The sequence below is a fragment of the Microbacterium sp. DT81.1 genome, assembly GCF_049844955.1.
Classification (GTDB): Bacteria; Actinomycetota; Actinomycetes; order Actinomycetales; family Microbacteriaceae; genus Microbacterium.
On the sequence record NZ_JBNCMA010000005.1, the window covers coordinates 146,966 to 161,869 of the forward strand.

General features: G+C 70.0%; 13 protein-coding genes. 3 read left to right on the forward strand and 10 right to left on the reverse strand.

Translation table 11 applies throughout. The annotated features are described in order from the left end of the window. Positions 1-68: 68 nt before the first annotated feature. Positions 69-722 (reverse strand): GNAT family N-acetyltransferase, encoded by a 654-nt coding sequence (locus ACLQ2Q_RS14570; protein WP_425821585.1) that lies wholly within the window; start codon positions 720-722, stop codon positions 69-71. 151 nt (positions 723-873) lie between these two features. Then, the gene (locus ACLQ2Q_RS14575) at positions 874-1,074 is read right to left on the reverse strand and encodes a hypothetical protein (protein ID WP_425821198.1); all 201 of its coding nucleotides are present in this window, start codon (positions 1,072-1,074) and stop codon (positions 874-876) included. Positions 1,075-1,255: 181 nt separating this feature from the next. On the opposite strand from ACLQ2Q_RS14575, the gene ACLQ2Q_RS14580 reads away from it, so the two are divergent. Beyond that, the gene (locus ACLQ2Q_RS14580; protein ID WP_425821587.1) at positions 1,256-2,659 is read left to right on the forward strand and encodes an MFS transporter; all 1,404 of its coding nucleotides are present in this window, start codon (positions 1,256-1,258) and stop codon (positions 2,657-2,659) included. A gap of 12 nt (positions 2,660-2,671) precedes the next feature. On the opposite strand, the gene ACLQ2Q_RS14585 is transcribed toward ACLQ2Q_RS14580, so the two are convergent. Further along, positions 2,672-4,120, reverse strand: a complete 1,449-nt coding sequence (locus ACLQ2Q_RS14585; RefSeq protein WP_425821199.1) for a M1 family metallopeptidase — start codon at positions 4,118-4,120, stop codon at positions 2,672-2,674. 309 nt (positions 4,121-4,429) lie between these two features. Here ACLQ2Q_RS14585 and ACLQ2Q_RS14590 point away from each other — a divergent pair, with 309 nt between their 5' ends. Continuing rightward, positions 4,430-5,806, forward strand: a complete 1,377-nt coding sequence (locus ACLQ2Q_RS14590) for a peptide MFS transporter (RefSeq protein ID WP_425821589.1) — start codon at positions 4,430-4,432, stop codon at positions 5,804-5,806. Here the strand turns inward: ACLQ2Q_RS14590 and ACLQ2Q_RS14595 are convergent. The 7 genes from ACLQ2Q_RS14595 to ACLQ2Q_RS14625 form a co-directional block, all read right to left on the reverse strand. After that, positions 5,781-8,645, reverse strand: coding sequence for a family 78 glycoside hydrolase catalytic domain (locus ACLQ2Q_RS14595; RefSeq protein WP_425821200.1), 2,865 nt, complete (start codon positions 8,643-8,645; stop codon positions 5,781-5,783). The two genes, ACLQ2Q_RS14590 and ACLQ2Q_RS14595, sit on opposite strands and share 26 nt — an antisense overlap. Further along, positions 8,642-9,523 carry a nucleoside hydrolase gene (locus ACLQ2Q_RS14600; protein ID WP_425821201.1) on the reverse strand — a complete coding sequence of 294 codons (882 nt, stop codon included), beginning with the start codon at positions 9,521-9,523 and terminating at the stop codon, positions 8,642-8,644. The genes ACLQ2Q_RS14595 and ACLQ2Q_RS14600 overlap by 4 nt, the downstream gene beginning before the upstream one ends. 176 nt (positions 9,524-9,699) lie before the next feature. Next, positions 9,700-10,575, reverse strand: coding sequence for a fumarylacetoacetate hydrolase family protein (locus ACLQ2Q_RS14605; protein ID WP_425821202.1), 876 nt, complete (start codon positions 10,573-10,575; stop codon positions 9,700-9,702). After that, positions 10,572-11,447 (reverse strand): fumarylacetoacetate hydrolase family protein, encoded by an 876-nt coding sequence (locus ACLQ2Q_RS14610; protein WP_425821203.1) that lies wholly within the window; start codon positions 11,445-11,447, stop codon positions 10,572-10,574. The genes ACLQ2Q_RS14605 and ACLQ2Q_RS14610 overlap by 4 nt, the downstream gene beginning before the upstream one ends. A 45-nt stretch (positions 11,448-11,492) precedes the next feature. Beyond that, on the reverse strand, positions 11,493-12,272 hold the full coding sequence (locus tag ACLQ2Q_RS14615; RefSeq protein WP_425821204.1) for an SDR family NAD(P)-dependent oxidoreductase: 780 nt from the start codon (positions 12,270-12,272) through the stop codon (positions 11,493-11,495). Positions 12,273-12,363: 91 nt separating this feature from the next. Further along, positions 12,364-13,173, reverse strand: coding sequence for an SDR family NAD(P)-dependent oxidoreductase (locus tag ACLQ2Q_RS14620; protein WP_425821205.1), 810 nt, complete (start codon positions 13,171-13,173; stop codon positions 12,364-12,366). Positions 13,174-13,234: 61 nt separating this feature from the next. Then, positions 13,235-14,185, reverse strand: coding sequence for an alpha/beta hydrolase fold domain-containing protein (locus ACLQ2Q_RS14625; RefSeq protein ID WP_425821206.1), 951 nt, complete (start codon positions 14,183-14,185; stop codon positions 13,235-13,237). Between the two features lie 147 nt (positions 14,186-14,332). Here ACLQ2Q_RS14625 and ACLQ2Q_RS14630 point away from each other — a divergent pair, with 147 nt between their 5' ends. Beyond that, positions 14,333-14,902: a carboxymuconolactone decarboxylase family protein gene (locus tag ACLQ2Q_RS14630; RefSeq protein ID WP_425821207.1), complete on the forward strand. Its 570-nt coding sequence runs from the start codon at positions 14,333-14,335 to the stop codon at positions 14,900-14,902. Positions 14,903-14,904: the final 2 nt, after the last annotated feature.

Sequence of the window (14,904 nt, forward strand, 5' to 3'; positions counted from 1 at the left end):
CGGATCTCCTCCCGAAGGCGCGTCGCCTCCCGAAGGCGCGTCGCCTCCCGAAGGCCGAAGACCAGGACTCAGCGCCGGACGAACAGATACCCCTGCGAGTCGTCGAAGCCGCCGACGACGAGCCCGTGGGTCAGGTGGCCGAGGAACGCGTCCCGCACGCGTACGCGCCACTGCGCGGCATCCGCGGCGTTGTCCCGGCGCATCGTCTCGATGTCGTGCGGCACCGCGACGGTGGCGACCACCGACTCGGGCGCGGGTGTCGGCGCCGGAGGCGCGGCGAGCGCCCACGAGACCATCACCCGGTCGGACTCATCGCCGCTGTTGATGCCGTCATCCATCGGCCCGTACTGGTCGGGCAGGTACTCGGTCACGCGCGCGCCGAGGACGCGGAGGTTGAAGTGCGCGTTGCGGGCGACGAGGGGGTCGAAGGTCCAGGAGATGTGCCCGACGTCGCGGGCGAGCGCCCACTCGCGCTGGTGCTGCTTGAGCGCGCGGCCGATGCCGTGGCCCTGCAGGTCGGGATGCACCCCGGTGATGTGCGAGTGCATCGCACGCCGCGCCGGCGCCTCAAAGAAGGCGACGGATGCCCCCACCATCCGCTGCCCCTCGAACAGGCCGACCACGTAGTTGCCGGAGTGGGCGAGGGCCCGCAGCAGCGGCGCCGGCATCGTGTTGCGGTCGCCGCCCCAGACGTCGCGCAGCAGGTCGGATGCCTCCTGCATCTCGTCGACGGTGGTGAGGCTCCGGATGCTGGGCCCCGGCGCTGCAGGACCGCTGGTTGCCGCTTCGGCGGCGCTGCGGGGTTCGTGCTGATCGGCAACACCGGGCGCATCACTCATGGGTGAAGTCTGCCACCCGGCGTGTGCAGCCCGCTCAGGCGCGGAAGAGGCTCCGAAGCCGCCGCCAGGGGCGCGGGCGGTCGGTGCCGCCGGGAATCGTCATGCCGGGTATCGTCCCGAGGTCGACCCACGTGTGCCCGCTGTCCATGCCGCTCGCGCCGAGCGTGACCGCGGTCGCATGACCGACGGCGGACCCGGACGACCGTGCGCCGGGACGAGTGGATCTGTAGGTCATACGGTCACCGTCGCCCTTTCCTGCAGCGACAAGAAGAGGGTTGACAACGGCAGAGCCCGCGGTTTCCGGCCATCGCCCGCTCCTCGCCCACGGGCTGGGCCCGGTCCGACGGCCGAGCGCGCGCCGATAGCCTGAAGCGATGGGTTCCCGCGAAGAGGACGAAAGACGGCGCCTCACGCGGATGCCGCGGCAGGGCGCCATCATCGCCGTGCTCGCGTTCGCCGGCCTCGCCTCCTCGTTCATGTTCACGCTCGTCGTGCCGATCCAGGCGCAGCTGCCCGAGCTGCTGAACGCCAGTCGCGAGGACACCGCCTGGGTGGTGACCGCCACTCTCCTGGCCTCGGCGATCTTCACCCCCATCGCCGGCCGGCTCGGTGACATGTACGGCAAGCGCCGCATCGTGCTGCTGCTGCTCGCGCTGCTCGTGGTCGGCTCGATCATCGCGGCGTTCTCGACGAGCCTGCTCGGCATCATCGTCGGGCGCGCCCTGCAGGGCACCGTCACCGGCGTCGTGCCGCTCGGCATCGCGATCCTGCGCGACGTGCTGCACACCAACCGGGTCAGCAGCGCGATCGCCCTGATCAGCGCGACCCTCGGGGTGGGCGGGGCGCTCGGGCTGCCGATCAGCGCCCTGGTCACCCAGTACGCGGACTGGCACCTGCTGTTCTGGCTGGCCGCCGCGCTCGGGGCCGTCTGCTTCGCGCTCGTGCTCTGGATCGTGCCGGTCAGCGTGCTGCGCACGCCGGGGCGCTACGACTACGTCGGCACGGCGGGACTCGCGATCGGGCTGACCGGCATCCTGCTCGCCATCTCCCGCGGCAACGAGTGGGGCTGGCTCTCCACGCCGACGCTCGCCCTCGGTCTCGGCGGCGTCCTCGTGCTGCTGGTGTGGGGCTGGTTCGAGCTGCGCATCTCAGAGCCGCTGCTCGACCTGCGGATCGCCGCCCGTCGACCCGTGCTGCTGACCAACCTCGCCTCGATCGGGATGGGGTTCGCGCTGTTCTCCTCGAACGTGGTCTTCCCGCAGATCCTCGAGCTTCCGCTCGAGACCGGAGCCGGCTTCGGCCTGTCGCTCATCGCGGCCAGTCTCATCGTGATGCCTGCCGGCCTCGTGATGATGGTGCTGTCACCGGTGTCGGGCCGCCTGTCGCGCGTCGTCGGGCCTCGCGTGCTGCTGATCATGGGCGCGGCCGCCCTCGTCGCCGCCTACGCGTTCGTGCTGATCGCGAGCAGCGAGGTGTGGCACATCTTCGTCTCGAATCTGCTCATCGGCGTGGGCATCGGGTTCGGGTTCGCCGCCATGCCGATGCTCATCATGCGGTCGGTCCCCCAGAACGAGACGGGTGCCTCCAACGGGCTCAACGCGCTGTTCCGGTCGCTCGGCACGAGCACGGCGGCGGCGGTGATGGGTGCCGTGCTCGCTTCGTCGTCCACCGTGCAGGACGGCATGCAGATCCCCTCGGCGGCCGGATTCCAGCTGACCTACCTGCTCGCCGGCGCAGGGGCGCTGACCGCGCTGGTGCTCGCGCTGCTCATCCCGGCGCACCGCGCGCCGGGTGAGCGGCATCCGTCGCTGCCGGAGTAGCTCCCCGCAGCGCTACCAGCTCACCGGCTTCGTCGGGGCGGCCAGCCAGACGTCGAAGAAGGCGTCGAGCTGCTGGCCCGAAACCGACTCGGACAGCGCGATGAAGTCGTCTGTGGATGCCGTGCCGCCGCCGAACTCGGCGACCCACGTCTTCGCGAGAGCGAAGAACGCGTCGTCGCCGATCTCGCCTCGCAGGGCGTGCAGCGTCGCCGCACCCCGGTCGTAGACGGCACCGGAGAAGATGCCGAACGGCCCCGGGTCCCGCACAACGGTCTCCCAGAACTCGTCGTCGGCGGGAATGGCCAGCACCTCCTGGAAGGATTCCTCGGCGGTGGCACGGCCCTGATCCTCGCTCCAGAGCCACTCGGAGTAGGTCGCCCAGCCCTCGTTGAGCCAGATGTCCGACCAGCGCTCGGGGCTGACGTGGTTACCCATCCACTGGTGGGAGAGCTCATGGGCGACGGTTCCCTCGCGGGCAACGCGAGAGAAGAACGAGCGCGTCTGCGTCTCGAGCGCGTAGCCCACCGAATCGTCGTCGACGATCGCGCCGTAGGCGATGAAGGGATACGGGCCGTACCGCTCCTCGAAGAAGGTTAGCATCTCTCCGGTCAGCGCAAGCGACGCGTTGGTGATGTCCCGGTTCTCGGGAATGAGGTCGGCGTCGATGGCGTCGATGATCGGAGTGCCGTTGGCCGCCGTGTACTGCGACAAGGCGAAGTCGCCGACGGTCGCGGTCGCGAGGTAGGCCGCCATCGGGTCGGGCGCATCCCACAGCCACGTTGTGCGGCCGGCAGAGGTCTCGGACCCCTGCAGGAGTCCGTTCGCCACGGCCACGAGCCCCTCGGGCACCGTGATCTCGAACGAGTACGACGCCTTGTCGGTGGGGTGGTCGTTCGCGGGGAACCACGTCGGTGCGCCGTCGGGCTCGTTGACGACCATCGCGCCATCGGCTGTTGTGACCCAGCCGTACAGCGCCCCCTCGATGTCCTCCGGCCGGGTCGTCGTGCCGCCGTAGGTCACGACGACCTCGGTCTGTGCGCCGGCCTTCAGCTTCGGGCGCGGGCTGACGACGAGTTCTTTGTCGTCTTGCGAGAACGCCATGGCCTTGCCACCGACGACGACCTGGGTGGCGGTCAGCCCACGAAGGTCGAGGTTGAAGCTGCGGAGATCCTGGGTCGCGACCAGGTCGATCGTCGCCACGCCCTGCAGCTCGCCGGTCAGCGGCGCCCCGGCAGCCGGTGGTGTGTAGTCGAGGTCGAGATCGTAGTGCAGCACGTCGATCCCGCCATTGCCGGCGAGGGGGAAGTACGGGTCGCCCACCCCTGCCGTCCCGGGGCCGTACCGCGGTGTGCCGGGGTTGCCGGGTGCAGCGTGTGCGGCGGGTGCGATGCACAGCGAGGCGACCAGGACGCTCGCGGCGGCGAGCGGGATCTTCAGCGGTGCGGGGCGTCGAGCGGGCATGCGGGCCTCCAGCGGTCTCGGTTCCCCCAGGCTAGACGGCGGTTCCGGGCAGCGCCATGGTTGGCCCCGGGGGTCGTGCCCGAGCCCGGCGAGCACTACCCTGACCGCATGGACGAGACGCACGACGGCTCGGAGCCGGCGCCGGTCGCACCCCCCACCTCGGACACGGATGCCCCCCGCACCCGCGCGGACGCTCGCGCGGCCACCGTCAGCGCGGCACCGGTCCTCGGTCAGCCAGGCCATCCCGGCGACCGCGATACCCGGTTCTTCGGGCAGCCGTGGGCGCTGGCGCACGTGTTCGGCGTCGAGATGTGGGAGCGCTTCAGCTTCTACGGGATGCAGGGCATCCTCCTCATCTACCTCTACTACTCCGTCGCCGAGGGCGGCCTCGCGATGGACGAGACCACCGCGGCCGGGATCGTCGGGGCCTATGGCGGCGCCGTCTACCTGTCCACGATCGTCGGGGCGTGGCTGGCCGACCGCATGTTCGGCTCGGAGCGCGTGCTGTTCGTCAGCGCCGTCGTGATCATGGCGGGTCACATCTCGCTCGCCATCCTGCCCGGGTTCACGGGCGTCGGGGTCGGCCTCGTGCTCGTAGCCCTCGGATCCGGCGGGTTGAAGGCCAACGCGACCTCCGTGGTCGGCACCCTGTACACCCCCGAGGACCCGCGCCGCGATGCCGGGTTCTCGCTGTTCTACCTGGGCATCAACCTCGGAGCCTTCCTCGGTCCGATCCTGACGGGCCTGCTGCAGTCGGCCCTCGGCTTCCACTGGGGTTTCGCGATCGCCGCGGTCGGGATGGGCATCGGACTGCTGCAGTACTCGTTCGGACGCAAGGACCTGCCGGCCGAGTCGCGGGTCGTGCGCAATCCGCTGCCCCGGTCCCGCTACGGCCTGTTCATCGGCCTGGCGGTCGCAGGCATCGCGCTCATCGCGGTGCTGATCCTCCTCGGAGTCATCCGCGCCGACAACCTGTCGGCCGTCGTCATCGTGACCGTGCTCGGCTCGACGATCGCCTACTTCTCCGTCATCCTCTCGAGCAAGCGGATCACTCCCACCGAGCGCTCGCGCGTCTTCGGGTTCATCCCGCTCTTCATCGTGAGCGTCGGATTCTGGTCGCTGTACCAGCAGCAGTTCACGGTGCTCACCATCTACTCCGACAAGAAGCTCAACCGCGACCTGTTCGGCTGGGAGATGCCGGTGTCGTGGGTGCAGTCCATCAACCCGGTGTTCATCATCGTGCTCTCCGGAGTCTTCGCCGCACTGTGGACGAAGCTCGGCACGCGTCAGCCCTCGACCCCGGTGAAGTTCGCGCTCGGCACGATGATCATGGGGCTCGCGTTCCTGCTGTTCATCCCGTTCGCCGGCGGCGGGGCGAACTCGACGCCGCTGCTCGCGATCGTGCTCATCCTCTTCGTGTTCACCGTCGCGGAGCTGCTGCTCTCACCGGTCGGCCTCTCGGTCACCACGAAGCTCGCGCCGGAGGCATTCCACACCCAGATGGTCGCCCTGTTCTTCCTGTCGGTCGCGCTCGGCACGGCGATCTCCGGATGGCTGGCCCAGTTCTTCGACGTCGACAACGAGCTTCCCTACTTCGCGATCCTCGGCCTGATCGCGATCGGGATCGGCGCCGCCCTGCTCTTCGCGGTCAAGCCCGTGCTCAGGCTGATGAGAGGGGTGCGGTAGCACCTCGGGGGTTTGGGGCGGAGCCCCATTGAGGCGAGGGTGCGGTAGCACCTCGGGGGTTTGGGGCGGAGCCCCATTGAGGCGAGGGTGCGGTAGTCAGTTCCACCCGGTGCGTGCTGCGCCCGGCATCCAGCGGCAGCTCGCCCTCCGGCGTGCGGAGGGTCGCGGTCACCCCGTGGGGCACCTCGACGGTGACGGATGCCGCGTCTCCCGCCCGCGTCCACTCCACCGCGAGCGGGCCGTAGGGGGTGCCCACGGAGGCGCGCACCGCGTCGACCCCCGCGTCGAAGTCGGGCTGCAGGACCGCGGTCCGGTAGCCGGGTGAGGTCGGGCGGATGCCGGCCACCCAGCGATACAGCCAGTCGTCGATGCTCCCCGGCGCATAGTGGTTGAACGACATGGGCCGGATCTCACCGTCGGGGGCGATCGCGTCCCACGCCTCCCAGATCGTTGTCGCGCCTCGGTCCACCTCATAGAGCCATGAGGGCATCTCGGATTGCCACAGGAGGGCGCGCGCCACCTCCGGATAGCCGGAGTCGCAGAGCACGTCGAGCAGGTGCGGGGTCGAGAGGAACCCGGTGTCGAGGCGATCGCCCCGGTCGCGGATCAGCTCGACGAGCCGCGCCGCCGTGCGCGCGCGTCGTTCGCCCGGCACCATGCCGAAGGCGAGCGCGAGCACGTAGACCCCCTGAAGGCGCACCGGCAGGTCGCCGTGCTCGTCGACGTACTCCGCCGCGAAGGCGGCGCGCACGTCGGCCGCCCTGGTGGCGAAGCCTGCGGCATCCGCGTCCCGGCCCAACACGGACGCGACACGCGAGGCGATCGCGAGCGTCTGCGCCTGGAACATCGGCGCGATGTATTCGCTCGTGAGCGCCGGTGCGATGCCGATGGCCTCGTGCGTCGGCTTGCCCTCCATGGTGCTCGGCGTCAGCCAATCGCCGAAGTGCGAGCCCGTGTTGTAGAGCAGGGCCTGGGCGCGGAGACGCTCCTCGGGCAGATCCGCGCCCACGAGGGCGTCGGGCAGTTCGGATGCCGCGATGCGGTGCTGGTACTCGATCCAGCGCAGCATCGCGTCGTAGTTCTCCTCGAGCACATGACGATCGCCGTACCGCTCGAACAGCGTCCACGGCACGATCGCGATCGCGTCGCTCCAGCCGGCCGCGGCCACGATGGCGCCGATCCCCTGGGCGCTCGCCGCAGCCTCCGCGTCGAAGGGGGAACGGGGCGAGAAGATGGGGATGCGGCCGTCCGGCAGCTGATCCGCTCGGAGGTTCTCGAGCCACCGCGAGAGGAACGGAACGATCTGCGCGTTGTTGGCGGCCGCCCCGACGAACGCCTGGAGGTCACCGGCCCAGCCGGCGCGCTCGCGCTGGGGGCAGTCCGTCGGGATGGAGAGGAAGTTGCCGCGCTGGCTCCACACCACGTTCTCGTGCAGGCGGTTCAGGCGCTCGTCGGAGGTGAAGAACGACCCGGTCTCCTCCAGGTCGCTCGCCAGCACGACGGCGGTGACGTCCTCCGGCTGGAGCGGAGCGCTGAGTCCGCTGATCCGCGCGTACCGGAACCCGTGGAAGGTGAACTCCGGCTCCCAGGTCTCAGCGTCGCCTTCGGCGCCCCCGCCGGCCGCGACGTAGACGTCCGCCTGCTCCTTGTTGATCCCGGTGATGTTCGCGAACCACGTGCCGTCGGCCGCGAGGGTCTCGGTGTGCTCGATCATCACCCGCTGACCCGGGGTCGTGTCGCGCAACCGGAGGCGCACCCGACCGACCAGTACCTGGCCGAAATCCACGATCGCTCCCTCGGCGGTTGCGGTGATCTGTGCCGGCGCCAAGTCGTTCACTCGACGGACGGGCTCGCCGGTGAAGGGACGCAGCAGGCTGTGGTCGCGGCCGACGTCGGCCACCGGCGTCCACTCGCGGTCGTCGAAGCCGGCGCGATCCCAGCCGACGGGCATCGCCCGGCGGTCGAACTGCTCGCCGATGAAGAGGTCGGCGTACGCCCACGGGCCGGGCGCGCTGCGCGCGTCGGTCCCGGATGCCACGACCTCGGTCGTTCCGTCGGCGTAGTCGAGCTGCAGCTGCCAGATCGCGGAGGTCCGGGTGCCGAACTGGGCACTCGAACCCGTGAGGCCGAGCCGGCCGGCCCACCAGCCGTCGGCGAGTGCGATCCCGAGCACATTCTCGCCCTCGGTGAGCGCCTGGGTCACGTCGTAGCACTGCACCGAGATGCGGTGTTCGTAGCTGTCGGACCCCGGCGCGAGCACTTGGTCATCGGCTCGACGGCCGTTGACGAACGCGGAGTAGACGCCACGGGCGGTGGCGTAGAGGCGGGCGCGCGCGAGCCGCCTCGGCACGACGAACGACTGGCGGATCAGCTGCGGCGGGCGCAGCCGCTCCTCCGGCGGACTGTCGGGGCCGAGGCCGCGGATCCAGTCGAGGATGCTCCAGCGCTCGACGAGGGCATCCTGCTGGGCCGGCTCGACCCACGCGGCGACCCAGTCGGCCGCGTCCAGCAAGGCGGTCTCGAACGTGGATGTCGCCCACTCGGTCCAATTTCCGTCGACTCCGCCGGCAGCCCGGCTGCGCACGCGCCAGCTGCAGGCCGAGTTCGAGCCGAGAGACTCGCCGGCGTAGGGCACCAGCGATGTCTCCGCGCCGGCGACCGTTCCGCTGCGCCAGACCGAGCGGCCGTCCGCGGTGGACACCTCCAGCTCGTACGCATCCTGCGCGTGATCGGCGATCCACGAGAAGCGGGGCACTCGCACGCCGATGCCGATCGGCGCGCGAAGATACTCGACCCTGAGGTCCCGGCATCCACTCGCCGTCGATTCGGGGTCGGTCATCGAGCGTCCTCCCGGTGGTGAGACTCGCGTTCGTGCAGTCGCAGCTTCGCGAGGAAATCGCCCCACAGCAGCCGCATGTCGATGTCGCTGACCGTTCGGCGAAACCGCTCGCCGGTACTCGTCTGCCCGCGTTCGGATGACGGAGGTCCGAACGTCGCGTCGAGCCCGACGAGGGCGGCCAGCGCGCTGTCGCCCAGCGTGATCGCCCCGTGCAGGGTCACGAAGTGCGGCACGTCGAGAAGGCGGTCCGCGAGCCACGCTCCGAGAAAGGATCCGTGGGCAAGGTCGTACTTGACCTCGGCGAGGGAGACCCGGAGGCGCTCGTACGTCTCGCGCGGCACCTGCACGACGGGGATGGACGATGCGAGGACGAAGGCTGCGGCCGCGGCATCCGTATCGCGGTTGTATTCGGGGGAAGCGCCGTCGCCCGAAGATGCGGCGCCGCTGCCTCCGATCCACGCCAAGGTCGCGTGTTCGCAGATGCGCGGCTCCAGCGCGATCGCGGCGGCGATGTTCGTGAGCGGACCGCCGCACAGGATCGCCAGCGGGACATCGCCATCGGCCATGCAGGTCTTGACGATCGCTTGGGCGGCGGCGGAGGGTTCCGCGCCCGACCCGAACGCCTCGGCGCCCACGACGATGTCCGGGCCCTCCATCGACAGCACCTCGAGCAGCGCGTGCGCTTCCCGCCCGCCCAGGGCCGCGGTGGACGTGGGATCGACTCCCACGAGCCCCGCGAGACCCGGATCGACCGGCGTGCAGCTGATCAGCTCGACGCGGACGTCATCCGTGAGCAGCACGTGGGCGAGCGAGACGAGCCCGTCCGGGTCGCCGGCGAAGTCGTTGTCGACGATCGCTCGCCAGCGGGTGGCGGCCATGTGGACTCCTTTGTGTCGTTCGACGCTTCGACAGGCTCAGCGACCGGGTTCAGCTCAGCGACCGGGTTCAGTTCAGCGACCGGGTTCAGCTCAGCGACCGGGTTCAGCTCAGCGACCGGGTTCAGCTCAGCGACCGGGTTCAGCTCAGCGACCGGGTTTCCGCTCAGCGACCGGGATCAGCGGGTGAATCGGGTGGTGAGGGTGCCGATGCCCTCGATTTCACTGACGAGCACATCCTCGGGACCGAGGAAGCGCGGCGGCGTGCGACGGTTGCCGATGCCCGCCGGGGTGCCCGAGAAGATGATGTCGCCCGGCAGCAGTCGGCAGACGGCGGAGAGGCGCACGAGCAGCTCCGGCACGTCGTAGAGCATCATCGACGTGCGCGAGGACTGCATCTGCTCCCCGGACAGGGTGCAGGAGATGGCGAGGTCGTCGCGGTCGGCGAACTCGTCGGGCGTCACGAGCCAGGGCCCGGTGGGGCCGAAGCCCGGGAACGACTTGCCGAGGCTGAACTGGGGCGCAGAGCCCTGCAGCTGCGTGATGCGCTCGGAGAGGTCTTGGCCGATGGTCAGGCCGGCGACGTGGTCCCACGCGCTGTGACGGTCGAGCTTGTGCCCTTCGCGGCCGATCACGACGACGAGCTCGACCTCCCAGTCGACGTTGCCGTCGGGGAGCTCGATGACCTCGTCCTGCCCGACGATGCTCGTCGGGAACTTGGTGAAGGTGACCGGCATCGCATCCGGCGGGTATCCCGCCTCCGCCGCGTGCTCGGCATAGTTGAGGCCGATGGCGAAGACCTGCCGGGGACGCGGGACGGGCGCGCGCAGAGCGGATTCGTCGAGGGGTGTGGATGGCGCATCCGGAACCTGCCCCGCCCACGCGGCGAAAGCGTCCCACTCGTCGAACAGCGCCTGCGGATCAGGCCCGAAACGGCCGTTCGACGCACGCTCCACGTCCACCGCGCCGGCTCCCGAGGCTGTTGCCCCGCCGGTCCCTGAGCCCGTCGAAGGGGTGACCACGACGGCGCGCCCCGCCAGGTTGGCGAGCCTCACCAGTCCACCCGCTCCGGCGCCGGCTCGCCGTAGGCGTCCTGCCAGCTGACCACGTGGTTGCGGAGCATGCCGATGCCGGTGATCTCGGCCTCGATCTGGTCGCCGGGGTTCAGGTAGAAGTCGAACGGGTTCGGCTGCACAGCGGCGACCCCCGAGATCGTGCCCGTCGTGATGATGTCGCCCGCGCTGTAGATCTGCGGCGAGTGGTATGCCACCAGGTGCGGGAAGCTGATGCGCGTCTGGTTCGTGTTGCCCTGCTGGCGCACCTCGCCGTTGACGCGCAGCTGCATCGGGAGCTCGTGCATGTCGGGCACCTCGTCGGCGGTGACGATCCACGGGCCGATGGGGCAGAACGTGTCGATGCCCTTGCTGAAGGAGAAGACCCCCGACTCCATCTCCTTGCGCTGGATGTCGCGCGCCGTGATGTCGTTGAACACGGTGAAGCCGGCGATGTAGTCCTGCGCCTCGTCCGGACCGAAGAACTTGCCGGACTTGCCGATGATGATGGCGAGCTCGAGCTCGTAGTCGAGTTCCTTGGTGAGGCTCTCCGGGTACACGATGGCGTCGTCCGGGCCGATGATCGCGTCGACGTTCTGGAAGAACACGATGCCCTTGTGCACCGGATGCGACCAGTCGACCGCGGCGAGCTCGTTGTGGTGGTCGGCGAAGTTGCCCGCCGTGTGGAAGAACTTCTTGGGGCGGATCGGCGCCTCGAGCTTCACGTCGGAGAAGGCGAGGCGCTCGCCGGTCTCGCCGACCTCGCCGCCCCGCTCGAAGTACTCGCGGGTCGAGGGCACGTCGAGTTCGATGACCATGCCCTCCTCGAGTTCGAGCCGGCCGACGCGTCCGCCGTCGAAGGTGATGAGCTTCATGTGTCTATTCCTCCTGTGTTTTCGGTCCCTGAGCCCGTCGAAGGGTCACGCGCCGACCATGTTGAAGCCGCCGTCGGCGAGCATGTAGGAGCCGGTCAGGTGCGCGGCCTCGTCGGTCGCGAGCCACAGGCAGGTTCCGGCGACGAATTCGGGAGGCGGGATGACGCCCATCGGCGTCTGCGACAGCAGCACCTCCCGACGGCCGCTCTTCCAGTCCTCGCGGTTCAGAAGGCGTTCGGTCTCCATGAAGCCCGGCGCGAACGTGTTGACGCGCACCGTCGGCGCGAAGGCCTTGGCGTACGACTTCGTGATGCCGAGGATGGCGTACTTCGCGGCGGCGTACTGCGGCGCCCGCGCGCTGCCCCGGACGATGACCGTCGACCCGACCTGCACGATGCTGCCGTGCCCCTGCTCCAGCATCCGGGCGCCGAACTCGTGGGTCATGAGCAGCGTGCCCTTGACGTCGATGTCGATGACCGCGTCCAGCGCCTCCTGCGTCAGCTCCTGCCACGACATCTGCTCGCTCGACACGTCGCCGACGTTGTTGATGAGCACGTCGAGCGTGCCGAACGCCTCGAACACCTCATCCGCCATCTTCTTGATCGCGTCCCACGAGCCGATGTCGGCCTGCACCAGGATGCCGTCGCTGCCGGCATCCCGGATGCGCTGCAGGGTGGCCTCGGCGCCCGCCTTCGACGACCGGTAGTGCACGGCCACCTTCGCGCCCTCCTGGCCCGCGCGCACCGCGATCTCGGCGCCGAAGCCGGTGCCGGCGCCGGTGACGAGCACGGTCTTGCCGGCGAAGCGGGGATAGATGTCTGCCATGGTGATCTCCTTTTCCACCCCTCGACCCCTCGACCCTTCGACCCTTCGACAAGCTCAGGGTTCAGGGCTCGGGCGCGGGGAACTGTGTGTGTCAGACCAGCGTGCGTCCGCCGTCGATGTACATCACGTGTCCCGTGATGAAACCGGCGTGACGCGAAGAGAGGAACAGCGCCGGACCGGTGAGTTCGTCGGGGGTTCCCAGCCGTCCGGCGGGAACGAGGCTTTCCAGCTCCTCGCGCTTGCCGGGCTTGGACAGGTGGTCGGCGGTGAGCGGCGTCTCGATGTAGCCGGGCGCGAGGGCGTTGACGGTGACACCCGCCGATGCCCACTCCCGCGCCATGACGCGCAGGAGCTGGTTGATGCCGCCCTTCGAGGCGGCGTATGGGCCGTGCGAGTGATGGGCGAGCAGCCCGGAAACGCTCGAGAGCGCGAGCACCCGGCCGTGGCCCTGCTCGACCATGTGGCGGCCGGCGGCCTGCGCGAGGCCGAAGAGCGAGGAGAGGTTGACGCGCAGAATCATGTCCCACTCGTCCTCGGTGAAGTCGAGGATCGGCCGGCGGTCATTGATGCCGACCGCATGCAGCAGGACGTCGAGGCCACCCAGGCGCTCGACCGCCTCGGCCACGACGCGGCCGCCGGCCCCATGCTCGGTCAGATCGGCCTGAATCAGCGCGTGCGGGGCTCCCATGGCGCTCAGGTCGGCGCCGATCGCGTCGAGTGCGCGGGCGTCGCGGTCGACGACGGCGACGGATGCCCCGGCCCCCCCGAACGCGAGCACGCACGCGCCGCCGATCCCGCCGGCGCCGGCGATGAGCACGCGGGCGCCCTCGAGGCCGAGCCAGCCGGTGTCGGCGTGGGTCGATGCCCCGAGCGCGGCGTCGATGATGTTCGGGACCGTCATCGGCGCCTCCTCGCGTGGTCGGGTGTGTTCATTGAGTGAAATTTGCTTTCGCTCAATGAATCTAGCGGACGCTGAGGGCCGGTGTCAACGCGGCCGGCGCTCCCGCGACAGCATCGGCGAGCAGCGCGAGAGTCGCTTCGGCCGCCGGATCGCCCAGCTCGTTCAGGAAGCCGTGCAGCGCGCCGCGGAGCCGCACGAGCCGGACGTCGACGCCGGCCAGCGCCAACTCGGCCGCGAACGCTTCGCCGGAGGCGCGCAGGCGATCCCGGTCAGCGGTCACGATCAGGGTCGGAGCCAAGCCGGTCATGTCGTGTCCGCCCGGGAAGGCGTACGGTTCGATCGCGTGTGCCTGGCGGGGGTCGCCGCCACCGAGATAGTTGCGGTTGATGGCGTCCGTTGACTCAGGCGGGAAGGTGAGTGAGTGCGGGAGCCCCGCGAGCAGCGCCACGAGCTCCTCGCTCGCCGGCGGCAGCGGGGCATGCAGCACCGGGTACACGAGGGCGAGGGCGCTCGGCACAGCAGCTGCGCCGTCTGCCGACGCCCGGTCGCGGAGCCGTACTCCGGCCCCGGCGGCGAGGTTCCCTCCGGCGCTCGCCCCGCCGAGGGCCACCCGCCCCGGTGATCCGCCGAAGCGCCCGGCGTTCTGCACCGCCCAGTCGAAAGCGGCGACAGTCTGGAGGGACGCCACGGGATAGGCCGCACGCGGGCCGGCGGCATCCATCTCGGCCTTCATCTGCTCGGGGGTGGGCATCCCCTCACGAGGCTCGGGCGGGCCGAGTGCGTCGAGCGCGTCGAGCGGCGCGAGCGTGTAGTCGACCGACACGACGGTCGTGCCGGCGGCGCTGAGCCGCCGACCGACCTGGTCGGCCTCGGGCATGTCGAGCGTGCCGAACATGAAGGCCCCGCCATGGAGCCAGACCAGCACGCCGCCCGTCGGCTCGGGCGCCGGGTAGACACGCAGGCGGAAGTCGAACTCCGCGGCGGTGAGGGCGACATCGTGGATCTCGGCCATGCTGGTCCTCCAATGGTTCGCGCGGGTCGTGCGGTCAGCCCGGTTCGTGCGGTCGGCCCGGGCTCCTGCGGTTCGCTCTATTCGCTAAGCAAAAGTGACTTTTACTGATTGAATCAGATTCACACCCACTGGCCTAGGAGGAATTCCATGGCAGCTTCTCTCGAGCCGCGCATCCAGCCGAGGCCGCCCGCCGCGCTGAACTCCGACCAGCGCGCGCTGTATGACGCGATCGTGGGCGGCCCCCGCGCCCAGGGGCCGCAGCACTTCGCGCTGACCGCCGAGGACGGCTCGCTGCGGGGACCCTTCGATGCGCTGCTGCTGTCGCCCGCCGTGGGCGCCGCCCTGCAGCACCTCGGCGCCGCGATCCGGTACCGCACACACCTCACCGATCGCGCGCGGGAGATCGCCATCCTGTTGGTGGCCGCACGGTGGCACAGCGTTTTCGAGCGCGAGGCACACGAGGCCATCGGCAGAGCGGTGGGCCTTACCGAGGCGGAACTGAGCGCGATCCGGACGGAGGACCTGTCATCGTTCGAGGGCGACGAGGCGGTCGTCGGCCACACCGTGGTGGCGCTGCTCGACGGCGATCTCGATGACGTGCGCTGGGCGGAGGCATCCACCACTCTCGGCGATGCCGTCGTGTTCGAACTGACCTCGCTCGTCGGGTACTACTCCACGCTGGCACTTCAGCTGCGGGTGTTCCGTGTCGGCGGGTGAAA